Genomic DNA, 25,236 nt, shown 5'->3' on the forward strand with positions numbered 1-25,236 from the left:
ATGTATTTGAAATCAATTGAAATGCAGGGCTTTAAATCCTTTGCGGACAAGACGCAAGTCGTCTTTGACAAGGGAGTAACAGCCGTTGTAGGTCCAAATGGATCGGGAAAATCAAATATTACAGAGAGTCTACGCTGGGCACTGGGTGAATCATCTGCCAAGAGTTTGCGTGGGGGCAAGATGCCTGACGTTATTTTTGCAGGAACAGAGGTTCGTAAGGCTCTCAACTATGCGGAAGTGGCAGTCACTCTTGATAATAGTGATGGCTTTATCGCGGGTGCTGGTGAAACCATTCGTGTGGAGCGTCACATTTATCGAAACGGTGACAATGATTACTTGATTGATGGTCGTAAGGTTCGTCTGCGTGATATTCATGACCTCTTCATGGATACCGGTCTGGGGCGTGATTCTTTTTCCATTATTTCCCAAGGTCGTGTTGAGGCTATTTTTAATGCTAAACCTGAAGAGCGTCGCGCTATTTTCGAAGAAGCCGCAGGGGTTCTCAAATATAAGACACGTAAGAAAGAAACGGAAAGCAAGCTTAATCAAACTCAGGATAATCTTGATCGTTTGGAAGATATCATCTACGAGCTGGACGGTCAGGTTAAACCGCTTGAAAAGCAAGCTGCGACTGCCAAACGTTATTTGGAATTAGATGAGGAACGAAGACAGACTCAGCTTAATCTTTTGGTCCACGATATTGAAGTTGGTAAATCTGATTTGAGCCAGACCCAAGAGGATTTGGCAGCGGTCAAGGAAAAATTAACCAGCTATTATGAGGAACGCCATCGCCTTGAGACTGAGAATCAAGAACTCAAACAAAAACGCCATCAAATTTCAGAACAAATTTCTTCTGACCAACAAACCTTGGTGGATGTCACACGTCTTATTAGTGACTTTGAGCGTCAAATTGATCTTTATACCATGGAGAGTCAGCAGCGTTCAGAGAAAAAAGAAGAAACTGAAGCTCGTCTCAGTGAGTTAGAGCATTTGAAAGAAGAAGCTCAGGTAGCACTCGATAAGGTTAATCAAGGCCAAGTTGAATTGAATGCAGAGTTGGATAGCCTTGCCCAGGAGCTGATTGCTATTCAAAAAGAACTGGAGCAATTTTCTGATGACCCGGATACGCTTATTGAACGTTTACGTGAGGACTATGTTGGTCTGATGCAGGAGGAAGCCAAGGTTTCCAACAGTTTGACTCAGGTTACCCACGACATGGATAGTCAGACCCAAGCATTGGAAGCTCAAGCTGAAGAATATAAACAAGCTCAGGCAGACTTGCTCTCCGCTCAGGAAATAGCTAGTGAAACCCAAAAAGCTTATCAAGCAGCCCAAGAGAGTCTTCAAAGCCTCCTAGCTAACTACAAAGAAAAGGCTCAGGCTTATCAGGCTATTGATAAGGACTATCAAGAGGCTCAAAAGCAGATGTTTGACCTCATGGATCACCTTAAGAGTAAAGATGCCCGTCGTCAAAGTCTTGAATCTATTCAAAAAAATCATTCTAATTTCTATGCAGGGGTTAAGGCTGTCCTTCAAAACGCCCAATCCATTCAAGGAATTATTGGTGCAGTTAGTGAACACTTGACCTTTGATACGCGCTACCAGACGGCTCTTGAAATTGCTATGGGAGCTAGTGGGCAAAATATTATTGTGGAGGACGAAGCGGCTGCTAAGCGTTCGATTGACTACTTGAAGCGCAATCGTCAGGGGCGTGCAACTTTCTTGCCGTTGACAACCATCAAACCACGTCAACTTAATGGACAATTTGCTCAAAGTCTTGCCAATGCACCAGGTTTTATTGGTATGGCTTCCGATTTGGTTACCTATGAGAACCGCTTATCTAATATTTTCCAAAACCTCCTAGGGGTAACAGCAATCTTTAATACCATTGACAATGCTAATAAGGCAGCTCGAGCGGTTCGTTTCCAAGTGCGTATGGTTACTCTTGACGGGTCTGAGATCCGTCCCGGTGGTGCCTTTGCTGGTGGTACCAACAAACAAAATAATAATCTCTTCATCAAGCCTGAACTGGATGCATTGACTGCTGAAATTAACCAGATTAAGGCTCAATTAAGTGATAGTGAAGCTAAAGTTGAAGCCCTCAAAATCAAACGTAAGGCTTTACAGAAAGAACTAGAAGACCTTAAGGTAGATGGTGAAAATGCTCGTCTGCAAGAGCAAAAACTAGACCTAGAACACCAACAAGCCTTGTCAGAGGTGGAAAAAAATCAAACCCTAGTGGATAGTTTCAAACAGGATTCTCAGGGAACTGAAGGGGCAAATCTTCAAGATAAGGCTGAACAACTTAAAGCAGAGTTAGCACAAATTGCTTCCAAGCGTGAGGCCATTAACGACCGTATTGAGGCTATTAAGGAAGACAAAGACGCACTTGGCCAACAAAAACAGGTTCTCTTAGACAAGCAATCTAAACTTCAGTTGAAGGAACGTGATTTGCAAGCAGAATTGCGTTTTGCTAAGACAGAAAGTAATCGTCTTCAAGCCGACTTGTCTGAGTTAATGAAGGAATCGGATAGTCTTAAAGCGCTCCTTAACAATCAGGTCAATGATGACCAAACTGACCGTCTTCCGCATTTGCAAGCACAGCATAAAGAAGCTGTCCAACGTAAGGATGATTTGGAACAAGCTCTTGTCCGTGCCAAGATTCAGGTGCAAGATTACGAAGGTCAGTTAGAAGACTTGGAGGAGCGTTTGGCTAAAGCTGGCAATCGTAATGAGGACTTGATTCGTCAGCAGACTCGCTTGGAAGAACGTGAAAGTCAGATTAGTCAATTGCTTCGTAAGTTTGCGACTCAGTTGGCTGAAGATTACCAGATGACACTTGAAGTCGCCAAAGGTCAGGCTAGTCATCTTGACAATGTCGAACAAACTCGCCAGAGTCTGCAAGGTCTTGAGCGTTCGATTAAAGCTTTGGGTCCGGTCAATGTGGATGCTATTGCCCAGTTTGAAGAGGTTAAGCAACGTCTTGATTTCTTGAACGGACAAAAGGATGATTTGCTCGAAGCTAAGAGTCTCCTTCTGAATACCATAAATGACATGGATGATGAAGTGAAATCACGCTTTAAAACAACCTTTGAGGCTATCCGAGAAAGCTTTAAACAGACCTTTACCCAGATGTTTGGTGGAGGTTCAGCAGACTTGATTTTGACCTCAGACAATCTCCTAGAGGCTGGGGTAGAAATTTCTGTGCATCCACCAGGTAAGAAAATTCAATCGCTTAACCTTATGTCAGGTGGCGAGAAGGCCTTGTCAGCTCTGGCCCTTCTCTTTGCCATCATTCGTGTTAAGACCATTCCATTTGTTATTCTAGACGAAGTAGAAGCGGCTTTGGATGAAGCCAATGTTAAACGCTTCGGTGACTACCTTAATCGTTTTGACAAGTCCAGTCAATTTATTGTAGTTACCCACCGTAAGGGAACGATGTCTGCAGCAGACTCTATTTATGGGGTAACTATGCAGGAATCAGGTGTCTCGAAAATCGTTTCGGTCAAACTAAAAGACCTTGATTTAGACTAAAAATAGATTATATTTTCATGAAAGATAGTTGATAGCTTTATCACTATCTTTTTTTATAGTCTCAAAAAATTTGCAAGGACTTTCAGAAAATAATTAAGTTTGCGCTTTCAAAATTACGCAATCGATTGCGTAAAATGGCATAACAAGGACTATGATTAGGATTTTAGGTTTTATGAGAGAGAGGGTGACTTGTCATTTTGCACTGACATGTTACAATATTTAAGGAAATGTCATATGGGGATATGGTGTTTTTTGAAGTTAGTTATAGTGTATGTGTTAAGATACGATTTTCTGGACACATTTAGGCTTCGCGTATACAGGTCTAAGAAGTCTTCTTTCGAGCGAAAAATCCAGGCTGGGAAACCTGGATTTTTCTTTGTCTTTTTAGTTTATTGGTCACCTTTCTCAGCTTGAGATTTGGCTTGTTTGATACCAGAATTGACCAAGCCCTGCATGATAGCCCCAAAAAGGATAGCTTCAAAAATGCCTGATAGCATATTACGGATTGAGAATAATTCTGTCAAATAGTCTTTATTGTCAACTAAGAAGTGAACTAGGGGCATGCCTAAGAACATGCTAATCCCAAAGCATAAACCTGACTTAAGCCCCACGTGCTTAAGTTGTTTTTTCTCTTTCTCAGTCAGTTCTTCCTCGTCAAAAGCATTAACAGCACTTATCTTTAACTTATAAGTAAGGATGCTGCCAACTACCATAATGATAATCAAGAGGAGGATAGGATAAATACGAGCTACAAGTTCGGGATACTTAAAGCCTATAAGAAAGGCAATACAATTACCACAAAGTAAGGTAAAGAAAAGAACTACGAAAGCTATGTTACCCATTCGATCAACCTGTTGGCGCTTTTGTTCATCTAAAGGACCAGTGATACCATAAAAACGTTTAATGAGTTTGTCAGTGAAAGTTTCTTTAATCATGATTTACCTCTTTCTATCTTATATCTCTATTCGGAATTTCCATCCCAAAAGAGACTGTTAAGATCCGTATCTAGAGCTTTAGCTAGATTAAGACAGAGCTCTAGTGTTGGGTTATACTTGTTATTTTCGATCATGTTAATGGTCTGTCGGGAAACGCCAATAGACTTTGCAAGTTCTAATTGCGAAAGCCCCATATTCTTTCTAAATTCCCTGACATGATTCATAATGGGCCTCCTTCTGAAAGATAAACTAACGAGTTACTGTAAGTAGCAATTAAATATGTCAACTTTATCTGACATAATTGTAGCATGTTTATATAGGTGTGTCAATTATCTTAGACATATTTTCTATTTTGGCATTAACTAAAGGATTCTTTGTCAGCTCTTGAAAGCTTTTTATTTTTTTGGTAAAATTGATAGTAATTGAATAGAAGTCGTAGAGACTAGTAACCTTATGGAAATTGACAGGGATTGGGGGCCATGGACTGGAAGCCTCCTCAAGGGAAGTTTGGCGAATTCACTCATGAAGACGGCTGGCGAATCAAGGTCTGGGTAACCAGATAAAAAACGGATGGTACCGCGTGTCAACGCTCCGGGTTGGAGTTTTGGCATGTGGTTTTTTGTTTGCGATTCGAAATTGTTACATCAGAAAGGAATCTCATGGATTTACAAACACAATTGCAAGAGTTGAAAACATCAACGCAGGCTAAATTGGCTGAAATGCGTGGTGAACACTCTAAAGAATTACAAGAATTGCGTGTTGCAGTTTTGGGTAAAAAAGGCTCTTTGACAGATCTTTTGAAGGGGCTTAAAGACCTTCCTAATGAAGAACGCCCTAAAGTTGGTAAAATGGTCAACGAAGTTCGTGACGTTTTGACTGAAGCTTTTAACGAAGCAGCTAAAGTTGTTGAAGCCGCTAAAATTCAAGCACAACTTGACTCTGAAAGTCTTGACGTAACCCTTCCAGGACGCCAAGTCAAACTTGGTAACCGTCATATTCTTAGCCAAACAGCTGAAGAAATCGAAGACATTTTCTTGGGGATGGGCTTCCAAATCGTTGATGGTTTTGAAGTTGAGACTGACTACTATAACTTTGAACGTATGAACTTGCCTAAGGACCACCCAGCGCGTGACATGCAAGATACCTTCTACATTACGGAAGAAATTTTGCTTCGTACACACACAAGTCCTGTTCAAGCTCGTACACTTGATAAACACGATTTTTCTAAAGGTCCACTTAAGATGATCTCACCAGGACGTGTTTTCCGTCGTGATACAGATGATGCGACTCACAGTCACCAGTTCCACCAAATCGAAGGTTTGGTCGTTGGTAAAAACATCTCAATGGGTGATCTTAAGGGAACGCTTGAAATGATTATCCAAAAAATGTTTGGTGCAGAACGTCAAATCCGTTTGCGTCCATCTTACTTCCCATTCACTGAGCCTTCAGTTGAGGTTGACGTGTCATGCTTCAAGTGTGGTGGTAAAGGATGTAACGTATGTAAGAAGACAGGTTGGATTGAGATCCTCGGTGCTGGTATGGTGCACCCACAAGTGCTTGAGATGTCAGGCGTTGATTCTGAAGAATATTCAGGTTTCGCCTTTGGTCTTGGTCAAGAACGTATTGCCATGCTTCGTTATGGTATCAACGACATTCGTGGTTTTTACCAAGGGGATGTTCGCTTCTCAGAACAGTTTAAATAAGGTTTAGGAGGTTGTCATGACAGTAGCTATTCGTAAGGTTCTTCCAGAAGAAGTAGCAGAATTAAAAGTTATCTCCGAAGATACCTTTAGAGAGACTTTTGCTCATGATAATACCGAAGCCCAGTTGCAAGGTTACTTTGACACTGCACTTTCTGAGGAAGTCCTCTTAGATGAAATCACTCATGAAGAATCGCGTTACTTTTTCATTCTCGTTGATGGTGAAAAGGCAGGTTTTCTAAAGACTAATGTAGGTTCTGCTCAAACAGAGCAGCACTTGGATAATGCCTTTCAAATTCAACGTATTTATATCAGTCAGGCCTTCCAAGGCATGGGCTTGGGTAAGCAACTCTTTGAATTTGCCCTACAAGAAGCTCGTGATCTAGGTTGTGATTGGGCCTGGTTGGGTGTTTGGGAAAGGAATTTCAAAGCACAGATATTTTACGATAAATATGGCTTCGAAAAATTCGCAGAACACGATTTTCTAGTTGGTGATGGAAAAGTAGACCGCGACTGGTTGCTTAAATTAAAACTATAAACCTATTATTAAGTTGATAGAGAGGAGTTTAAAAGGCGATTAAACGTGTTAGTTCGTCTTCCTCTTATATCAGATATACATATTCCTAAATTACAGAAAGGATTTGAACCCGCCCTAAGCTCTGGGCAAAAAAGATAAAGTCGCCTAGGTGCTGATGCACCAATGTTGCCTTTCCTATTTTTGCGGAGAGCTATTAACGGGCTTGGTATCATAATTATGCTAGTTAGTTATAAATGGTTAAAAGAGTTGGTTGATGTGGATGTTACCACTGCTGAACTCGCTGAAAAAATGTCGACGACAGGTATTGAAGTGGAAGGTGTTGAGACACCTGCTGAGGGCTTGTCAAAATTGGTTGTTGGTCATGTCTTGTCATGTGAAGATGTGCCTGAAACACACTTGCACTTGTGCCAAGTAGATACAGGAGATGCTGAAGGTCCACGTCAAATTGTTTGTGGTGCTCCAAATGTCACTGCTGGCATCAAGGTAATTGTTGCCATTCCTGGTGCCCGCATTGCGGACAACTACAAAATCAAAAAAGGTAAGATTCGCGGCATGGAATCTCTCGGTATGATCTGTTCTTTGGCAGAGCTTGGCCTTCCGGATAGCATTATTCCTAAGGAATTTGCGGATGGTATCCAAATTTTGCCAGAAGATGCCGTTCCTGGCGATAGCATTTTCCCATATCTTGACCTTGATGATGAAATCATCGAATTGTCAATCACACCTAACCGTGCGGATGCTCTTTCTATGCGTGGTGTGGCACATGAAGTCGCTGCAATCTATGGAAAATCTGTTCACTTCCCAGAAAAAACGGTTACTGAAGACAGCAAACCAGCTTCTGATAAGATTTCAGTAGCCATCGAAAGTGATAAAGTGGCTACTTATGCTAGTCGTGTGGTTGAGAATGTTACTGTTCAACCAAGTCCACAATGGTTGCAAAACCTTCTTATGAATGCTGGTATCCGTCCAATCAACAACGTGGTTGACGTGACAAACTATGTTCTTCTTTATTTTGGACAACCAATGCATGCCTTCGATTTGGATAAATTTGAAGACTCACGTATCGTTGCTCGTGATGCCCGTGATGGGGAAAAATTAGTCACTCTCGATGGTGAAGAACGTGAATTGACTGCTGAAGATATTGTTATTACAGTTGCTGACAAACCAGTTGCCCTCGCAGGTGTTATGGGTGGCGCTTCAACTGAAATTGACAACAATTCTAAAAATGTCGTTCTCGAAGCTGCTGTTTTTGATGGAAAATCAGTTCGTAAGACAAGTAGCCGTCTCAACCTTCGTTCAGAATCATCATCACGTTTTGAAAAAGGTATCAATAACGATACTGTCCTTGAAGCACTTGATTTTGCTGCAGCTATGTTGCAAGAATTGGCAAATGGAACGGTGCTCGCAGGCCGTGTTCAAGCGGGATCTGTTGATACAGAGCCAGTTCAAGTTTCTACAAGCCTTGACTACGTAAATGTTCGCCTTGGTACAGAATTGACTTTTGCGGATATTGAAGATGTGTTTGCGAAACTTGGTTTTGGATTGACTGGTGATGCTGATAAATTCACTGTATCTGTACCACGTCGTCGTTGGGATATCAGTATCCAAGCAGACTTGGTTGAAGAAATTGCACGTATCTACGGCTATGAAAAATTGCCTACGACACTTCCAGAAGCAGCAGGAACAGCCGGTGAATTGACTGAAACACAAGCGCTTCGTCGTAAGGTTCGTACCATTGCTGAAGGTGCTGGATTGACTGAAATCATCTCATATGCTTTGACTACACCTGAAAAAGCTGTTGAATTTGCTGCGACACCTACTAACTTGACTGAGTTGATGTGGCCAATGACTGTTGACCGTTCAGCCCTCCGTCAGAACATGGTCTCTGGTATGCTTGATACTGTTGCTTACAATGTTAACCGTAAGAATAGTAACGTTGCTATTTACGAAATTGGTAAGGTCTTTGAACAAAACGGTAATCCAAAAGAGGAATTGCCAAATGAAATCAATACCTTTGCCTTCGCTATTTCTGGTCTAGTAGCTGAAAAAGATTTCCAAACTAAAGCAACACCAGTTGATTTCTTCTATGCTAAAGGGATTGTTGAAGCTCTCTTTGATAAACTTGAAGTTTCAGTTGACTATGTACCGACAAAAGACCTAGCAAGTATGCACCCAGGTCGTACAGCTGCTATTGTCCTTGATGGTAAAACGATTGGATTCCTTGGTCAAGTTCACCCACAAACTGCTAAAAATTATGGCATTCCTGAGACTTATGTGGCTGAAATTAACCTTAGTGCTGTAGAAGCAGCCTTGCAACTGGCTCAACCATTTGTTGAAATCACAAAATTCCCTGCAGTATCACGTGATATTGCCCTTCTTCTCAAGGCAGAAATCACTCATCAAGAAGTTCTTGATGCTATCTATTCTGCAGGAGTGAAACGCTTGGTTGCCGTTAAACTCTTCGACGTTTACGCAGGTGAAAAACTTGGTGCTGGAATGAAATCAATGGCTTATAGCCTTACCTTCCAAAATCCAAACGACAACCTCACAGACGAAGAAGTTGCTAAATACATGGAAAAAATCACCAAAGCTCTTACTGAGAAAGTCGAAGCAGAGGTACGTTAATAGTTAAAAAATCCATCTGAGAAGATGGATTTTTAAGTGACTAGACTATATTACAAAAAGGAGTTAATTTGTTTTTAGAGTTTTTTGACGGGGTATTAGGACATTACACTTTTGAATCTGATAAAGTCAATGTTCTGATTGATGGTTTACCCAGTTTTGCTTATCCCTTGGGGCAAGTAATATTTGTATTATTAGTCTACAGGTTACTCGTTCATCAATATTTTAAAAAATTTTTAACCATGTCACCTCAGGATATTTGGGCTTGGCATAAAGAAATGTTCCGCAAAAGTAAATTATCTTTCATTGTCGTCCCAATAGTTTATCTGTTCGTTTTCGGAATGACCTATGTCTTAGTTGAAGATGTTTTGGCTACCGTCACTATTTACAAAGACTATAGAGGCCCTATAGCTAAAACCATTGATGGTCAAGTGGAAAAAATAGATATTAGTCATGTTGGGACAAAAACGAGTAGTGCTAGGATTAATGCTCACTTTGTAAGCTCTGACGGGCAGACTTATGACATTCACCTGATAAACGGTGACAAGAGAATCGCTAATTATATGCGCCATCATAAGTCAGAGTCCTACACAGCAACCCTTTCCTTTGATAAACATGGCAAACCAGTTTACATTTCTAAATTCTGGGAATAAGCAGTCTGGATAGCTCTTTCAGGGATTTGCACTTGACAAATATGTAAATTCTCTGCATAATAAAAGAAAAAGCCATGAAAAGAGGGTAGCCATGCAAATTATTAAACGTAATGGTCAAGTTGCTGAATTTGATCCTGATAAAATTTACCAAGCCATCTTAAAAGCAGCACAGACTGTGTATGTTCTTGATGATACTTGGCGCCAAAACCTTGCTCAAGTTACGAAAAAAGTAGTGCTTGATCTTCAAGATGCTCAGGTGGAACGCCCAACCATTAACATGATTCAGTCATTGGTTGAAAATCGTCTCATGGAAGCAGGCTTTATCAATATTGCTGAGCATTATATTTCATACCGTTTGCAACGAGATTTGGAGCGTAACGGTTATGGTGACAAGGTCATTGTGCACCTACGCTTTGAGCAGACTAAATAAGAAAAGCCATCAAGCGATGGCTTTTTTTGTGTCTAATTGTCACTTTGTCTTTTTTAAAAGTTTTATAAAGGATTCCAGTTCCTGTCCATGACCTACTTGCAGATAAGTTTCAGAGGTTGGTCTAATAAAGGAGGATTCTAAAAAGCGAATCTGCTTGTGGGCTTTGAATTTTTCGAGTGAAAACTCCTTAGGAAGTTGCCAAGTCACATGCCTAGGGGAAATCTGATAAGGAATGCTAACCTTAGATTTGTCAATGATGGCTTGGCTTTTAGCCATGTTTTGTTGAAAGAGGTCACCCAGCTTCTTAATGTTTTTTTGGAACATGCCATTTTCGAGATAAACGGAAAGTGCTTTTTGCATAATGAGATTGGTATCATAGTCAATAAGTCCTTTGTGGCTCAAAAAGGTAGGCTTAAGATTAGGAGGTAAGACAAGGCTACCTAGACGTAAACCTGGAAAAAGAGCCATGGAAAAGGATTTGATGTAGATGGTCTGATTTTTGGTGTCATAGTAGTGAATCGGGAGATTTTTACTATCGCTAAAGTCTCCCATATAGTCATCCTCGACGATATAAACATTGTACTGATTGGCAAGTTGGGCTAGCTTTTCTTTTTCACTGGCAGAATAGCTTAATCCAAGAGGGTTGGAGTAACGACTGATGGTATAGAAGAACTTAATCTGTCCAGATTTAAAGTACTCTTCCAAGCGGTCAAAATCTAAACCATCAAAACCACGGTTAATCGTTTCGTAAGCTAGATTTTGACGGTTGATGAGCTGGTTCATGCGATGATAGGTAGGTTGTTCTAAGAGAATTTTGTAGCCACCATTACCAAAATCCATCTGTGAAAGGATGTAGAGGGCCTGTTGGCTTCCTGAGGTTATGACAATCTGATCCGAATTGACATAAATATCGTCAGCAATTAATCGACTCTTTAAAGCTTCAAGCAAATCTTTGAGTCCGGCTTGTTCATGATAATAGTTGAATAGGTAGTCCTGGTGACCCGCCAAACTTTCATCTAAACAAAGCTTAAAATCCTCGTAGGCCAATCGATTGTAATCATTAAGGTTAAGAAGCACCTTATTATCGACTTCATTGCGACCTTCGAGGACGTAATAGCCACTTTTGGGTACGGCGTAAATATAGTTTTGATACTTTAGTTCCAAGAGTGCCCTTTGGGCTGTGTCCTTACTACAGGCATAAGTCTGGCTTAGTTGACGAATAGAGGGGAGCTTACTCCCTTTTTTTAAAGTACCATTTTGGATATCTTTGATGATGGTTTCGACAATATCTTGATAAATACTCATAACTGACCCCTTACAGATTTTTCCTTATTTTACCTTACTTGGCTTCTAAGGGCAAGAGGCCTAGAGATATTTGACAAGATTATTAGATTTTGACATAATAAAAAGGTTGTAAGGTAAAACTAAATTCCCCTTTCAAATAAGTTTAAGGAGATTATAAGAATGACTTTTAAGAAAATCTTAGGACTTCTGGCTCTTGCATGCTTAACCATTATCGGTTTGTCAGCTTGCACACCAGAGAAAGAGCCTACTTGGACCTACGATAAAAACAAAATGCTATTTACAGGACAAGATGCTAGTGTACAAGTTCTTTCTGCAACTAAAATCGAATCACCAGAAGGTCAAAAAGCTGTACGCGTTCACTATAAACTTACCAACTCAAGTAAAGAAACCATGAATGCCTACACTCTTTTGATGAAGGTAGTCCTTGATGTAAAACAAGAAAAGGAAGAAGTGAAGGTTGCTACATTGGTCTTTTCTAAAGATGATGACCGAGATAAGATTGCAAATAAGACCAAGATTGCTCCTAAGGAAGTTAAAGAAATCGTTGTTGACTATGCCGTTGCTGATTTTGATCATGATCTTAGCATTGATTTCTCTGATTACGGTACTGAGGCTAACGCGACTGCCAAGCTTTCACTACAAAATCTTGAAAAGGCACCTGTCAAATACTTTGATAAAAAAGCTCAATAAGTTTTATCACCACATGAATGTGTGGTGTTTTTTTATTGTCTTAAATCTGTACCCATACAGTATTGAAAATACTATCTTGTTTAATCGTCAGAATTTTCATAAACTTATACTATATTTATTGACTAAGGAGTTTTAGGTATGTCACCAAAACGTTTAACCATTTCTGCATTTTTCATGGCACTTGTCATTATTTTGAGCTCGAGTCTCTTATCCATTCCTGTGCCAGGAGGTCATTTCTATTTTAACGGGATTATTATTTTCCTAGTTGGTTTAATTTTCCCACCTACAGAAGCAGTTATTATTGCCGGAGTAGGTTCCTTTATTGGAGATTTTCTTTTCTACCCCCTTCCTATGTGGGTAACTCTAGTGACCCATAGCCTTCAAGTTCTTGCTATTGCACTTTTCGTTGGTGGTCGTTTAGGTAAATTGAGCAAATCTAGGGCTGCTCTTGGACTCTTGCTTGGTGCTATTATTGACCTAGTTGGTTATGGTTTGGGAAGAGCCTTTATCTATGGAACACCAGCAGTTGCTATTATGAAAATTCCTTTTGATGTGATTGCTGCGATAATTGGTTTGGGCTTGGCCTATTATATTTATTTCCATACCGGATTTGTTAAACAGTTTAAAAAAGTTTGGGACGAAAAATAGATGGCTACAGTGATTGTTGCTAATGACCTTGTTGGGTTAGGTAAGGTTGCTTTGACCAGTGGTCTACCTATTATGTCAGCCTGTCAAACTGAAGTCCTTCCTTTACCAACAGTTCTTTTATCTTCGCATACAGGGGAGTTTGAGAATATCTATATGCGGGATCTTACGGATGACCTGAAGGGATTCTATAAGCAGTGGGAGTACTTGGATTTTTCAGTAGATGGCTTAGTAAGTGGTTATTTTAAGTCAAGAGAAGAACTAGAACTTGTAGGTCAACTGGCTCGAGATAGACAGCTACCGTTATTTATTGACCCCATTATGGGAGATAATGGCCATCTTTATCAAGGTTTTGATAGGGAATATGTAGAAGCTATGAAAGATTTTTGTCAGCAGGCAGATGTTATCATTCCCAATCTGACTGAAGCTTCTTTGTTAACGGATTCTTCCTATCTAGAAGCAGGTTCCTATGATGACGCCACTATTAAAAAGCTTCTGAGAGAGTTGAGCAAGCTTGGACCTCGAAAAGTTATTTTGACAGGTATCTCATTTGAGAATGACAAAATTGGGTTGGCTTATTTTGATAAAGAGACTAATCGAACGATTTATCGCATGCAAAAACGTTATGGTAATCATTTTTATGGAAGTGGTGATTTACTAACGGCAATCTTATCAGCTGGTTACTTTTATGACCTTGATTTACTAAAGGTTTGTGATTTGGCCTTGGATGTTATGGATATGGTTCTTTCGTCAACACTGTCCGATGGTCGTCCTTTAAAGTATGGTCTTTGCTATGAGCCCCATATTGGTTATTTATTCAGTGGTTTTAATGCCCTATTGGAGGAGAAAAATGAAAAGTGATAAAACACGTGAATTAGTTGAATTGAGTTTGTATGCAGCTTTAATTATTGTGAGTGTACAGTTTATTCGTATTCCTTTTGGACCTCAATTTGTCCATCTGGGAAATGCCCTAGTTGTGATTGCTGTTTTGATTTTCGGTGCCAGAAAAGGTGCGCTAGTCGCAACAGTAGGGTTAGGGCTATTTGATATTTTCAATGGCTATGCCGCTGAGGTCTGGATTACTATTTTAGAATCTTTGATTGTTTGTTATGTTCTCTATCTTGTTTTTGAAAAGCTTCTAAAATCAAATGACAAAATGACTAACATCATAATCATTGGAGTCATAGCCGCAGTGACCAAAATTATTTTGAATTTTATTAAGTATACGATTATTAATAGTGTTGTTGCAGCTTTACCACTCAATGCAGCCATGGTATTGGCACTTACTAAAATTGGTGGAACCTTTGGAACATCGGTAGTGACTATTATTGCGGTGCCTCTCCTCTATCCTGTCTTCAAACGTATTTTACAGAGAAACTAAAGATTTAGCAGGTTAGTCCTGCTTTTTCTTTTTAATTTTCCAGAAGCAGAGGTCCAAATTTTCACTAAAAAATGGTAAAATAGTAAAATTAATGTCAAGAAAGGAAAGGGCTGAAGGCAGGTTCAGCCCAGATATGCTATGTCTATTTTAGAAGTCAAAAATCTTAGTCACGGATTTGGTGACCGTGCTATTTTTGAAAATGTCTCATTCCGTTTGCTCAAAGGTGAGCATATCGGTCTTGTCGGTGCTAACGGTGAAGGAAAGTCAACCTTCATGTCTATCGTTACTGGAAAATTGCAGCCAGATGAAGGTAAGGTAGAGTGGTCTAAGTACGTTACAGCGGGTTACTTGGATCAGCATGCTGTTCTTGAAAAGGGAATGACCGTTCGTGATGTCCTTCGTACGGCTTTTGATGAACTCTTTAAGACTGAAGAACGTATCAATGAGATTTACATGTCTATGGCTGACGAAGGAGCTGACGTTGATGCTCTGATGGAAGAAGTGGGTGAGCTTCAGGATCGCTTGGAAACGCGTGATTTCTATACACTAGATGCTAAGATTGATGAGGTTGCCCGTGCACTAGGTGTCATGGATTTTGGCATGGATACAGATGTAACGGACCTTTCAGGTGGTCAACGTACCAAGATTCTCTTGGCTAAGTTATTGCTTGAAAAACCAGATATCTTACTTCTCGATGAGCCAACCAACTATTTGGATGCTGAACACATTGCTTGGCTTAAACGCTATCTTCAAGAGTATGAAAATGCCTTTGTCCTCATTTCTCACGATATTCCATTCCTAAACGATGTGATTAACATTGTCTATCATGTTGAAAATCAAGACTTGGTTCGCTATGCAGGTGATTATGACAATTTCCAATCTGTCTATGCTATGAAGAAAGCTCAATTAGAAGCTGCCTATGAACGTCAGCAAAAGGAAATTGCAGACCTTCAAGATTTTGTTAACCGTAACAAGGCACGTGTTGCTACTCGAAATATGGCCATGTCTCGTCAGAAGAAATTGGATAAGATGGAAATTATCGAATTGCAGGCTGAGAAGCCAAAACCTGAATTTCATTTCAAGGAAAGTCGTACGCCTGGACGCTTTATTTTCCAAACCAAAGACCTCGTTATTGGTTACGACCGCCCTTTGACCAAGGCTCCTTTGAATCTTACCTTCGAACGTAATCAAAAAGTAGCTATCGTGGGTGCCAATGGTATCGGTAAGACTACTTTGCTTAAGAGCTTGCTTGGTATTATTCAACCACTCGAAGGAGAAGTTGAGACAGGTGATTTTATTGATCTAGGTTACTTCGAGCAAGAAGCAGAAGGGTCACGTCAGACGCCTCTTGAAGCGGTTTGGGATGCCTTCCCAGCCTTAAATCAAGCTGAGGTCCGTGCGGCTCTAGCCAAATGCGGATTAACCTCTAAGCATATTGAAAGCCAAATTCAAGTGCTTTCTGGTGGGGAACAGGCTAAAGTTCGCTTCTGTCTCCTTATGAATCGTGAAAATAATGTTCTTGTTCTGGATGAACCTACCAACCACTTGGATGTTGACGCCAAGGATGAATTGAAGCGTGCCCTTCAGGCCTTCAAGGGCAGTATCCTTATGGTATGTCACGAACCAGAATTTTATGAAGGTTGGACAGACGTTTGGGATTTTAATGAGTTAGTATAGAGATAAAAGAGTGTTGACATTCTCTAAAGAGAAAGTTACTCACTCTTTTTTTATATTTTAAAGCAAAGTAACTTTCTAGGATTTGGTAAGACAGTGATGGTGTTAAGAAAGGTAACCGTCATCATAAAGTGTTTTTCTGCATATTTTGCCGTGACCTATTTGGGTTTTGAGCATAGAAACTTAATTTGTTCAAAAAGTAACAAAGTCTGAGCATAAAAGGTGTAACCGTTTTCCGATTATGGTAGAATGAAATAGTAAACTATTATCAAAAGAAAGTTGGATAAACTTATGTCAAAAATCGTAGTTGTTGGTGCTAACCACGCTGGTACTTTTAGTATTAATACTATTCTCGATAATTACGGAGACCAAAATGAAGTAGTTGTTTTCGACCAAAACTCTAACATTTCATTCTTGGGTTGTGGTATGGCTCTTTGGATCGGTAATCAAATCTCAGGTTCTGATGGTCTTTTCTATGCCAACAAAGAAGGACTTGAAAGCAAGGGTGCTAAAGTTTATATGAACTCACCAGTTGAGTCTATTGACTTTGATGGTAAAACTGTTACAGCCCTTGTAGATGGTAAAGAGCACGTTGAATCATATGACAAATTGATTTTGGCTACTGGGTCTCAACCAATCTTGCCTCCAATCGAAGGTGCTGAAATTAAAGAAGGTAGCCGTACTTTCGAAGCTACACTTGAAAACCTTCAATTCGTTAAACTTTTCCAAAACGCCCAAGAAGTTATCGATAAGTTGAACGACAAATCTCAAGATATCAAACGTGTAGCGGTTGTAGGTGCTGGTTACATTGGTGTTGAATTGGCTGAAGCTTTCCAACGTCATGGTAAAGAAGTTATCCTTATCGACGTTGTTGATACATGTTTGGCTGGTTATTATGACCATGACTTGACTGAACTTATGGCTAAAAATATGGAAAGCCACGGTATTAAATTGGCATTTGGTGAAACTGTTAAGGCAGTTGAAGGTGATACTAAAGTTGAACGTATCGTCACTGATAAAAATGCTTACGATGTCGACATGGTTGTCCTTGCAGTAGGTTTCCGTCCTAACACAGCTCTTGGTGCTGGTAAATTGGAAACATTCCGTAATGGGGCTTACCTTGTTAATAAGAAACAAGAAACATCAATCAAAGATGTTTATGCAGTTGGTGATTGTGCTACCGTTTATGACAATGCCCTTGAAGATGTGAACTACATTGCCTTGGCTTCAAACGCTGTTCGTTCAGGTATTGTCGGTGGTCATAATGCCGGTGGTGGCGATGTTGAATCAAACGGTGTTCAAGGATCAAATGGTATCTCAATCTATGGTTTGAACATGGTATCTACTGGTTTGACAGAAGAAAAAGCAAAACGCTTTGGTTTCAATCCAGCAGTAGTAGAATCAACAGATCTTCAAAAAGCTGCCTTCATGGAAGATGAAAATGAAGACGTTACAATCAAGATCGTTTATGACAAAGATACACGCAAAGTTCTTGGTGCTCAAATGGTATCACGTATGGACATCTCTATGGGAATCCACATGTTCTCATTGGCTATCCAAGAAGGTGTAACGATCGACCGTCTTCAATTGCTTGATTTGTTCTTCTTGCCACACTTTAACCAACCGCTTAGCTATATTGCTAAAGCAGCTATCTCAGCTAAATAATCTGAAACAGCTAATTCAGTTGAATTAGCTGTTTTTTTCTTTTTTGAAATACGAAAAAAGCCTCCTACTGGAGACTTTTATTTAACTAATGTCAAATTAGTTTTTTGAAGCTTCTTGGAACTCAGGGTTTTTCCATGCTTCATCAATGATAGCTTGCAATTCATCAGCAGAAGCTTTCATTTTTTGTTGTTCAGCATCGTTCAATGGGATGTTCACTGGACGTACGATACCGTGTGCACCTACGATAGCAGGTTGACCGATAAAGACGTTGCTTACACCATATTGACCTTCTTGGAATACAGACAATGGAAGTACTGCATTTTCATCGTCAAGAATAGCTTTAGTGATACGAGCAAGAGCTACGGCGATACCATAGTATGTAGCACCTTTTTTGTTGATGATTGTGTAAGCGGCATCACGAACACCTTCGAACAATTCAACCAATTCAGCTTCTTGAACGTTTTGAGTATCTTTAAGGAATTCTTCAAGGTTTACACCGGCGATGTTAGCGTGTGACCAAACGGCAAATTCTGAGTCACCGTGTTCACCCATGATGTAGGCGTGAACTGAACGAGCGTCAACATCAAGTTTTTCAGCAAGTGCTTGACGGAAACGAGCTGAGTCAAGTGAAGTACCTGAACCGATAACGCGTTCTTTAGGGAATCCTGAGAATTTCCATGTTGAGTAAGTCAATACGTCAACTGGGTTAGCTGCTACAAGGAAGATTCCTTTGAAGCCTGATTCAACAACTTGAGTAACGATAGATTTGTTGATAGCAAGGTTTTTACCAACAAGATCAAGACGAGTTTCACCTGGTTTTTGTGGAGCACCAGCAGTGATAACTACAAGGTCAGCATCCGCACAGTCTTCGTATTTAGCTGCGTAGATTTTTTTAGGTGAAGTGAAAGCAAGCGCGTGGCTAAGGTCAAGCGCATCACCAACAGCTTTTTCGAACAATTGTGGAATTTCGATGATACCAAGTTCTTGAGCGATACCTTGGTTTACAAGTGCGAAAGCGTAAGATGAACCTACGGCACCGTCACCAACGAGGATGACTTTTTTGTGTTGTTTAGTTGCAGTCATGGGTCTAAACATCTCCTTTTTTTTAATTGGGTTACCCCATACACTGCTTATTCTACCACTTTAAGTGATGGATGTCACGAAATATTAAGTAAATAATGGATGAAAGCGTTTTACACAACTGAAAAATAAAGCGTTTTATGGTATAATATTATAGAAATCTTCTATACTCTTTTATTAGAGTTTGGAATGATTTGAATGAAAGAAAAGAGGCATTTTTAGAGTGCAAGATAATAATTTAATTGACGTTAATTTGACGTCTGAGATGAAGACGAGCTTTATCGATTATGCCATGAGTGTTATCGTGTCTCGTGCTCTTCCAGATGTTCGTGACGGTTTAAAACCTGTACAACGTCGTATTCTTTATGGAATGAATGAGCTTGGGGTGACACCTGATAAGCCGCATAAAAAATCTGCCCGTATCACCGGGGATGTCATGGGTAAATATCACCCACACGGGGATTCATCTATCTATGAAGCCATGGTCCGTATGGCACAATGGTGGAGCTACCGTTACATGTTGGTTGATGGTCACGGGAACTTTGGTTCTATGGACGGAGATGGGGCTGCCGCTCAGCGTTATACTGAGGCGCGTATGTCTAAAATCGCCTTGGAAATGCTACGTGATCTTAACAAGAATACCGTAGATTTTCAAGATAACTATGATGGATCAGAACGTGAACCAATTGTTCTTCCGTCACGTATTCCCAACCTTCTTGTCAATGGTGCGACAGGGATTGCCGTTGGTATGGCAACTAACATTCCACCACACAATTTGGCTGAAACGATTGATGCTGTCAAATTGATGATGGATAATCCTGAAGTCACAACACGTGAACTGATGGAAGTCCTTCCTGGACCCGACTTCCCAACTGGAGGTTTGGTCATGGGGAAATCTGGTATTCACCGTGCTTATGAGACTGGTAAGGGTTCTATTGTCCTTCGTTCGCGTACCGAAATTGAAACAACTAAATCAGGTCGTGAGCGTATTGTTGTCACTGAGTTTCCTTACATGGTCAATAAGACCAAGGTTCATGAACATATCGTGCGTTTAGCCCAAGAAAAACGTATTGAGGGGATTACAGCAGTCCGTGACGAGTCATCTCGTGAAGGGGTACGCTTTGTCATCGAAGTGCGTCGTGATGCTTCGGCCAATGTTATCTTGAATAATTTGTTCAAATTAACGCAACTTCAGACTAACTTTAGCTTCAACATGTTGGCCATTGAAAAGGGTGTTCCTAAAATCCTTTCCTTGCGTCAAATCTTGGCTGACTATATTGCGCACCAACAAGAAGTTGTGGTTCGTCGTACACAGTTTGACAAGGATAAGGCTGAAGCACGTGCCCACATTTTAGAAGGTTTGCTGATTGCTCTTGATTATTTGGATGAAGTGATTACGATTATCCGTAACAGTCAAACTGATGCAGAGGCTCAAGCTGACTTGATGGCTCGCTTCGAACTTACGGAACGTCAAAGTCAAGCCATTCTTGATATGCGTTTGCGTCGTTTGACAGGTTTGGAACGTGATAAGATTCAAAATGAGTACAATGATCTCCTTGCCTTGATTGCTGATTTAGCTGATATTTTGGAAAAACCAGAACGTGTCATTGCTATCATCAAGGAAGAATTGGACGAAAGCAAGCGTAAATTCGCAGATGCTCGTCGTACAGAGCTTATGGTCGGAGAAGTCGTTTCTCTTGAAGATGAAGATCTCATCGAAGAAGAAGATGTTGTTATCACTCTTTCAAACAAGGGGTATATTAAACGTTTAGCCCAAGACGAGTTCCGTTCACAAAAACGTGGAGGACGTGGTGTTCAAGGTACTGGTGTTAACGATGATGACTTTGTTCGAGATATTGTCTCAACAAGCACTCATGATCACCTTTACTTCATGACCAATAAGGGGCGTGTATACCGTCTCAAGGGGTATGAAATCCCTGAGTATGGCCGTACAGCCAAAGGCTTACCTATTGTCAATCTCTTGAAGTTGGACGAAGGTGAGACCATTCAAACGGTCATTAACGCTAAGAGTGATGAAGCTTCTGAAAATAATCACCTTGTCTTTGTAACTCGCCAAGGTCTGGTTAAACGTACCAAAGAAGCAGAATTTAAGAACATCCGTCAAAATGGCTTGATTGCCTTGAAACTTAGAGAAGGTGACGAGCTAATCAATGTCTTCTTGACTACAGGTAATGAAGAAATTGTCATTGGTACCAAATTTGGTTACAGTGTACGCTTCAAAGAAGACACTATTCGAAGCATGAGCCGTATGGCTGCCGGTGTTAAAGGGGTAACTCTTCGTGATGGTGACCAAGTTGTTGGTGCAGCTGCCATTACAGAAGACCAAGAAGTCTTGATTATCACTGAAAAAGGTTACGGTAAGCGTACCTCAGCTACTGAATACCCAACGAAGGGACGTGGTGGTAAAGGTATCAAGACTGCTAATATCACAGAGAAGAATGGTAACCTAGCAGGTATTGTCACAGTGTCTGGTGATGAGGATATCATGGTCATCACAGATACAGGTGTTATCATCCGTACTGCCGTTGCTAATATCTCTCAAACTGGTCGTGCAACTCAAGGGGTTAAGGTCATGCGTTTGGATGACTCTGCTCGTATTGTAACCTTTGCTTTAGTTGAACCAGAAGAAGTAGAACAAGCTTCCGAAGACCAAGAAAGTGGTGACAACTAATGAGCAAAGATAAGAAAAATAAAGCAACAAAAAGACGCCGTAAGTGGCTGGATATTCTTCGCTGGGTGTTGATTGTTGTTCTCTTGGTTGTTGGTTTAGCCTTGATTTTCAATAAGTCTATTCGAAACACAGTAATTGCTTGGAATACAAATAAGTATCAAGTGAGCAAGGTTTCTAAAAAGACTATTGAGAAAAACAAGGAAGCTAAGACGAGCTTTGACTTTGATACCGTTAAATCAATTAGCACAGAGTCTGTCTTACAAGCACAGATGGATGCTCAAGAACTTCCTGTCGTTGGTGGTATTGCCATTCCAGAGGTAGGTATTAATCTCCCTATTTTCAAAGGACTTGGCAATACTGAGTTGACTTACGGTGCAGGAACTATGAAAGAAGACCAAGTCATGGGTGGTGAAAATAACTATTCACTAGCTAGTCACCACGTCTTTGGTATTGCTGGTGCATCTGACATGCTATTTTCACCACTAGATAAGGCTAAGGAAGGCATGAAGATTTATCTTACGGATAAAAATAAGGTTTATACTTATGTCATTAGTGAGGTCAAGGTTGTCCAACCAACTGAAGTAGCAGTGGTTGATGATACACCAGGCAAGTCTGAAGTTACTTTGGTAACTTGTACGGATGCTGAAGCAACTCAGCGTACAATCGTCAAAGGTGAATTGAAATCCCAGGTAGATTTTGACAAGGCAAGTTCAGATATTATTGAGGCCTTTAATAAGTCATACAATCAATTTCAAAGTTAAGAAAGGGGCCTTCGGGCCTTTTTCTATGGAGGAAAATATGTTTTTAAATACAGTGCACCATGTTGCTATTATTGTTTCTGATTATGAGTTGTCTCGAGATTTTTATGTCAATAAACTTGGTTTTGAGATTATTCGGGAAAATCACCGTCCAGAACGTCATGATTATAAGTTAGACCTACGTTGTGGAGATATAGCACTTGAAATCTTTGGCAATAAGACCAGTGATTCGAACTATGTGGAGCCACCTAAACGTCCGTCTTATCCTGAGGCCTGTGGCTTACGTCATTTAGCTTTTAGAGTGACTAATATTGAAGAGGTTGTCAAAGAGTTAGAACAAAAGGGTATTTCCTGCCAACCAGTTCGCAAGGACACTTTTACCGGTGAAAAGATGACTTTCTTTGCTGATCCAGATGGTCTTCCCTTGGAATTGCACGAGTAGTTTTTTTGACCTTAATTTTTTAAGTCATGGTATAATAAATTCACGATTGGACTCATAGCCAGTCGTCCTTTAGGAGATTATGGAATAATATTCTATTTTCGAAAGGAAACACACATGAAATTGAAAAAACTTCTTGTTACTGGGATGGCTTTATTGGCTTCAGTAACAGCCTTCACTTCGGTTGCGCAAGCAGCAACCTCATCGCAAGTCCAAAAGGTTATTGATGAATCTTATGTTCAACCAGACTATGTGATGGGTTATTCATTGTCGGAAGAGCAGCGAAATGAAACCTTGAATTTGTTAGGGTATGACAGTAGTAAGGATACTAATGTCAAGACCTTGACGACATCTGCATATGCGAATATTATGAACGTTGCAGATGATTCTAGTCTTCAGCTATATTCTTCGGTTAAGATTGCTAAGCTAGGTGCTAAGGAAACCTTGAGTGTAGAGATTGTGACACCGCAAAATATCACGAAAATCACTCCAGATATGTACCGTAATGCTGCCACGACACTTGGTATCGAACACGCCAAGATTACGGTAGCAGCACCAATCGCAGTTACTGGAGAAAGTGCCTTGGCTGGTATTTACTATTCCCTTGAGCAAAATGGGGCTAAGGTCTCAGATGAAAGCAAAGAGCTTGCGCAAGAGGAACTTAAAACCCTTTCTCAAATTAATGAGGAAAATTCAGGCAAGAGTGACTATGATGCGGACAAGCTTAATGTAGCTATGACTGATATTAAGTCAGCAGTTGCTGATAAAGGGGATAAGTTGACTGAAGACCAAGCTAAAACGATTGTTCAGCAGACTATCAATAATTACAACTTGGATCTTTCTGATACGCAAATTAACCTTCTGGTGAATTTTGCTATGAATTTATCTAAGTCTTCAATCATTGATAGTGCTAGCTTTAAGTCAACCTTGAGTTCACTTAAAGATTCTATCGTTTCGAAAGCTGGTAATACCTTCTCTGGAATCAACCTAAACTTTAATGCCAACAAAGCGGTTGAGAACAGCAAAAATATCTTTGCACAAATTTGGCAAGCTATCGTAGATTTCTTTACAGGACTGTCTAAATAGTAAAAGAGCTATCCGTTTGGATGGCTTTTTTCTATTTTTCAGAAAATATGTGAAATGCTATTGAAATTATTCCAACAATTGTGTACAATGGTAAACATCAATTCAGATTATTCTGAAAATTTGTTTTAGGAGATTCTCTTATGTCACAAACAAGTGTATCTAGTCAGTCTACCTGGCGTAGTAAAATAAAAGCAATGGGACCCGGTATCCTAATGGCTTCAGCGGCCGTAGGTGGTTCCCACATCGTTTCATCAACCCAAGCGGGTGGTTCTTATGGATGGGCCTTGTTAGGCTTGGTTATTCTTGCCAACCTCTTTAAATACCCGTTCTTCCGTTTTGGTGCTGAGTATACCGCAGATACAGGTAAAACCCTCGTTGAAGGTTATGCTGAGAAAGGTAAATTCTATCTTTGGGTATTCTTCATTTTGAATGTTTTCTCAGCTTTGGTTAATACTGCGGGAGTTTCTATTCTTTGTTCAGCCATCATTGCTAGTGCCTTTCCAATGCTTGGTTTGAGTATTACCACATGGTCAATCATTTTGGTTGCCATTATCTGGGGTATGTTACTCTTTGGTGGTTACAAACTTCTTGATGGTATGGCTAAATGGATCATGTCAGCTTTGACTATTGCAACAGTGGCAGCAGTTATTATTGCGGCAATCAAACACCCTGAGTACAGTGCTGACTTCGTTGAAAAAACACCATGGCAGCTCGCAGCCCTTCCATTTATCGTTTCACTTCTTGGATGGATGCCAGCACCAATTGAAATTTCAGCCATTAACTCACTTTGGTCAGCTGAGAAAAAGAAAACTGTTGATTTCAACACTGATGATGCCCTCTTTGACTTTAACGTTGGTTACATCGGAACAGCTATTCTTGCGGTATTCTTTGTAGCACTCGGGGCTCTTATTCAGTATCCAACTGGTAAGCCAGTAGAAGCAGCATCAGCCAAGTATATTGCACAGTTTGTTGGTATGTACGCATCAGTGCTTGGTGAGTGGTCACGCTATTTGATTACCTTTATCGCTTTCTTGTGTATCTTTGGTACTGTAATTACCGTTATTGATGGTTACTCACGTGTTAACGAAATTTCTCTTCGTCTTTTGTTTAACCAAAAAGAAAAAAATCAAACACCTTTGAATGTTTGGATGACCTTGACAGCTATTCTTGGTCTCATCATTATTTTCTTCTTCCAAGGTCAAGTAGCAACCATGCTTCGTTTCGCCATGATTGGTTCATTCCTTACAACACCTTTCTTTGCGCTTTTGAATTACGTACTTGTTACTAAAGAGAAGAAAGACCTTCCAATTTGGTTGAAAGGACTTGCTATCGCAGGTTTGATCTTCTTGTTTGGGTTTGCTCTCTTCTTTATCTGGGCTTTGGCTATTGGTAAAGCAGGTTAATAGGAT

General features: G+C 40.3%; 21 protein-coding genes. 17 read left to right on the forward strand and 4 right to left on the reverse strand.

Translation table 11 applies throughout. The features are described 5' to 3' along the window. Positions 1–3,534, forward strand: a complete 3,534-nt coding sequence (smc, locus tag NSQ79_RS03905; protein WP_049527082.1) for a chromosome segregation protein SMC — start codon at positions 1–3, stop codon at positions 3,532–3,534. A 389-nt stretch (positions 3,535–3,923) separates the two neighbouring features. On the opposite strand, the gene NSQ79_RS03910 is transcribed toward smc, so the two are convergent. Together NSQ79_RS03910 and NSQ79_RS03915 are read right to left on the reverse strand one after the other, a co-directional pair. Then, positions 3,924–4,469, reverse strand: coding sequence for a DUF3278 domain-containing protein (locus tag NSQ79_RS03910; RefSeq protein ID WP_164332283.1), 546 nt, complete (start codon positions 4,467–4,469; stop codon positions 3,924–3,926). A gap of 26 nt (positions 4,470–4,495) precedes the next feature. Then, a complete protein-coding gene (locus tag NSQ79_RS03915; RefSeq protein WP_004182348.1) occupies positions 4,496–4,693 on the reverse strand; it encodes a helix-turn-helix transcriptional regulator in 198 nt (65 codons plus the stop codon). 435 nt (positions 4,694–5,128) lie between these two features. On the opposite strand from NSQ79_RS03915, the gene pheS reads away from it, so the two are divergent. The 5 genes from pheS to NSQ79_RS03940 all read left to right on the forward strand — a co-directional run bounded on the left by pheS (position 5,129) and on the right by NSQ79_RS03940 (position 10,412). After that, on the forward strand, positions 5,129–6,172 hold the full coding sequence (gene pheS, locus NSQ79_RS03920) for a phenylalanine--tRNA ligase subunit alpha (protein WP_084871326.1): 1,044 nt from the start codon (positions 5,129–5,131) through the stop codon (positions 6,170–6,172). A 16-nt stretch (positions 6,173–6,188) separates the two neighbouring features. Next, complete coding sequence (locus NSQ79_RS03925) at positions 6,189–6,707, forward strand: N-acetyltransferase (protein WP_164332282.1); 519 nt, start codon at positions 6,189–6,191, stop codon at positions 6,705–6,707. Between the two features lie 216 nt (positions 6,708–6,923). Further along, the gene (pheT, locus tag NSQ79_RS03930) at positions 6,924–9,332 is read left to right on the forward strand and encodes a phenylalanine--tRNA ligase subunit beta (protein WP_164332281.1); all 2,409 of its coding nucleotides are present in this window, start codon (positions 6,924–6,926) and stop codon (positions 9,330–9,332) included. 68 nt (positions 9,333–9,400) lie between these two features. Continuing rightward, positions 9,401–9,982 carry a hypothetical protein gene (locus NSQ79_RS03935; protein WP_049554077.1) on the forward strand — a complete coding sequence of 194 codons (582 nt, stop codon included), beginning with the start codon at positions 9,401–9,403 and terminating at the stop codon, positions 9,980–9,982. A 91-nt stretch (positions 9,983–10,073) separates the two neighbouring features. Next, entirely contained in the window at positions 10,074–10,412 is a 339-nt protein-coding gene (locus NSQ79_RS03940; RefSeq protein ID WP_002891184.1) for an ATP cone domain-containing protein, read from the forward strand. Between the two features lie 39 nt (positions 10,413–10,451). Here NSQ79_RS03940 and NSQ79_RS03945 read toward each other — a convergent pair whose 3' ends face one another. Continuing rightward, positions 10,452–11,717, reverse strand: coding sequence for a PLP-dependent aminotransferase family protein (locus tag NSQ79_RS03945; protein ID WP_164332280.1), 1,266 nt, complete (start codon positions 11,715–11,717; stop codon positions 10,452–10,454). Positions 11,718–11,876: 159 nt separating this feature from the next. On the opposite strand from NSQ79_RS03945, the gene NSQ79_RS03950 reads away from it, so the two are divergent. The 6 genes from NSQ79_RS03950 (at position 11,877) to NSQ79_RS03975 (ending at position 17,772) form a co-directional block, all read left to right on the forward strand. Then, positions 11,877–12,407 carry a DUF5067 domain-containing protein gene (locus NSQ79_RS03950; protein ID WP_060973261.1) on the forward strand — a complete coding sequence of 177 codons (531 nt, stop codon included), beginning with the start codon at positions 11,877–11,879 and terminating at the stop codon, positions 12,405–12,407. A gap of 138 nt (positions 12,408–12,545) precedes the next feature. Continuing rightward, on the forward strand, positions 12,546–13,055 hold the full coding sequence (locus NSQ79_RS03955; protein WP_164332279.1) for an ECF transporter S component: 510 nt from the start codon (positions 12,546–12,548) through the stop codon (positions 13,053–13,055). Further along, on the forward strand, positions 13,056–13,913 hold the full coding sequence (locus NSQ79_RS03960) for a pyridoxamine kinase (protein ID WP_164332278.1): 858 nt from the start codon (positions 13,056–13,058) through the stop codon (positions 13,911–13,913). It begins immediately after the preceding gene. Next, the gene (locus NSQ79_RS03965) at positions 13,903–14,433 is read left to right on the forward strand and encodes an ECF transporter S component (protein WP_013990436.1); all 531 of its coding nucleotides are present in this window, start codon (positions 13,903–13,905) and stop codon (positions 14,431–14,433) included. The genes NSQ79_RS03960 and NSQ79_RS03965 overlap by 11 nt, the downstream gene beginning before the upstream one ends. 138 nt (positions 14,434–14,571) lie before the next feature. Then, positions 14,572–16,110, forward strand: coding sequence for an ABC-F family ATP-binding cassette domain-containing protein (locus NSQ79_RS03970; protein ID WP_002891178.1), 1,539 nt, complete (start codon positions 14,572–14,574; stop codon positions 16,108–16,110). 288 nt (positions 16,111–16,398) lie between these two features. After that, a complete protein-coding gene (locus tag NSQ79_RS03975) occupies positions 16,399–17,772 on the forward strand; it encodes an FAD-dependent oxidoreductase (RefSeq protein WP_004182358.1) in 1,374 nt (457 codons plus the stop codon). Between the two features lie 96 nt (positions 17,773–17,868). Here NSQ79_RS03975 and NSQ79_RS03980 read toward each other — a convergent pair whose 3' ends face one another. Continuing rightward, complete coding sequence (locus NSQ79_RS03980) at positions 17,869–18,855, reverse strand: L-lactate dehydrogenase (RefSeq protein WP_004182359.1); 987 nt, start codon at positions 18,853–18,855, stop codon at positions 17,869–17,871. A 220-nt stretch (positions 18,856–19,075) separates the two neighbouring features. Here NSQ79_RS03980 and gyrA point away from each other — a divergent pair, with 220 nt between their 5' ends. From gyrA to NSQ79_RS04005, 5 genes are all read left to right on the forward strand, one after another. Then, positions 19,076–21,544 carry a DNA gyrase subunit A gene (gene gyrA / locus NSQ79_RS03985; protein WP_004182125.1) on the forward strand — a complete coding sequence of 823 codons (2,469 nt, stop codon included), beginning with the start codon at positions 19,076–19,078 and terminating at the stop codon, positions 21,542–21,544. Continuing rightward, positions 21,544–22,305, forward strand: coding sequence for a class A sortase (locus tag NSQ79_RS03990; RefSeq protein WP_004182093.1), 762 nt, complete (start codon positions 21,544–21,546; stop codon positions 22,303–22,305). Before gyrA ends, NSQ79_RS03990 begins: the two co-directional genes overlap by 1 nt. Positions 22,306–22,342: 37 nt before the next feature. After that, positions 22,343–22,744 (forward strand): VOC family protein, encoded by a 402-nt coding sequence (locus NSQ79_RS03995; protein ID WP_013990438.1) that lies wholly within the window; start codon positions 22,343–22,345, stop codon positions 22,742–22,744. A 114-nt stretch (positions 22,745–22,858) separates the two neighbouring features. Next, the gene (locus NSQ79_RS04000) at positions 22,859–23,827 is read left to right on the forward strand and encodes a DUF1002 domain-containing protein (RefSeq protein WP_013990439.1); all 969 of its coding nucleotides are present in this window, start codon (positions 22,859–22,861) and stop codon (positions 23,825–23,827) included. A gap of 140 nt (positions 23,828–23,967) precedes the next feature. Continuing rightward, complete coding sequence (locus NSQ79_RS04005; protein ID WP_164332277.1) at positions 23,968–25,230, forward strand: NRAMP family divalent metal transporter; 1,263 nt, start codon at positions 23,968–23,970, stop codon at positions 25,228–25,230. Positions 25,231–25,236 lie beyond the last annotated feature (6 nt).

It is taken from the genome of Streptococcus sp. FSL W7-1342 (assembly GCF_037966635.1).
Taxonomy (GTDB): Bacteria; Bacillota; Bacilli; order Lactobacillales; family Streptococcaceae; genus Streptococcus; species Streptococcus salivarius_D.

Bases quoted from the DNA above. Each gene is read 5' to 3' on its own strand.
- smc (WP_049527082.1), top strand. From the start codon at position 1: ATGTATTTGAAATCAATTGAAATGCAGGGCTTTAAATCCTTTGCGGAC.
- NSQ79_RS03910 (WP_164332283.1), bottom strand. From the start codon at position 4,469: ATGATTAAAGAAACTTTCACTGACAAACTCATTAAACGTTTTTATGGT.
- NSQ79_RS03915 (WP_004182348.1), bottom strand. From the start codon at position 4,693: ATGAATCATGTCAGGGAATTTAGAAAGAATATGGGGCTTTCGCAATTA.
- pheS (WP_084871326.1), top strand. From the start codon at position 5,129: ATGGATTTACAAACACAATTGCAAGAGTTGAAAACATCAACGCAGGCT.
- NSQ79_RS03925 (WP_164332282.1), top strand. From the start codon at position 6,189: ATGACAGTAGCTATTCGTAAGGTTCTTCCAGAAGAAGTAGCAGAATTA.
- pheT (WP_164332281.1), top strand. From the start codon at position 6,924: ATGCTAGTTAGTTATAAATGGTTAAAAGAGTTGGTTGATGTGGATGTT.
- NSQ79_RS03940 (WP_002891184.1), top strand. From the start codon at position 10,074: ATGCAAATTATTAAACGTAATGGTCAAGTTGCTGAATTTGATCCTGAT.
- NSQ79_RS03945 (WP_164332280.1), bottom strand. From the start codon at position 11,717: ATGAGTATTTATCAAGATATTGTCGAAACCATCATCAAAGATATCCAA.
- NSQ79_RS03950 (WP_060973261.1), top strand. From the start codon at position 11,877: ATGACTTTTAAGAAAATCTTAGGACTTCTGGCTCTTGCATGCTTAACC.
- NSQ79_RS03955 (WP_164332279.1), top strand. From the start codon at position 12,546: ATGTCACCAAAACGTTTAACCATTTCTGCATTTTTCATGGCACTTGTC.
- NSQ79_RS03960 (WP_164332278.1), top strand. From the start codon at position 13,056: ATGGCTACAGTGATTGTTGCTAATGACCTTGTTGGGTTAGGTAAGGTT.
- NSQ79_RS03965 (WP_013990436.1), top strand. From the start codon at position 13,903: ATGAAAAGTGATAAAACACGTGAATTAGTTGAATTGAGTTTGTATGCA.
- NSQ79_RS03970 (WP_002891178.1), top strand. From the start codon at position 14,572: ATGTCTATTTTAGAAGTCAAAAATCTTAGTCACGGATTTGGTGACCGT.
- NSQ79_RS03975 (WP_004182358.1), top strand. From the start codon at position 16,399: ATGTCAAAAATCGTAGTTGTTGGTGCTAACCACGCTGGTACTTTTAGT.
- NSQ79_RS03980 (WP_004182359.1), bottom strand. From the start codon at position 18,855: ATGACTGCAACTAAACAACACAAAAAAGTCATCCTCGTTGGTGACGGT.
- NSQ79_RS03990 (WP_004182093.1), top strand. From the start codon at position 21,544: ATGAGCAAAGATAAGAAAAATAAAGCAACAAAAAGACGCCGTAAGTGG.
- NSQ79_RS03995 (WP_013990438.1), top strand. From the start codon at position 22,343: ATGTTTTTAAATACAGTGCACCATGTTGCTATTATTGTTTCTGATTAT.
- NSQ79_RS04000 (WP_013990439.1), top strand. From the start codon at position 22,859: ATGAAATTGAAAAAACTTCTTGTTACTGGGATGGCTTTATTGGCTTCA.
- NSQ79_RS04005 (WP_164332277.1), top strand. From the start codon at position 23,968: ATGTCACAAACAAGTGTATCTAGTCAGTCTACCTGGCGTAGTAAAATA.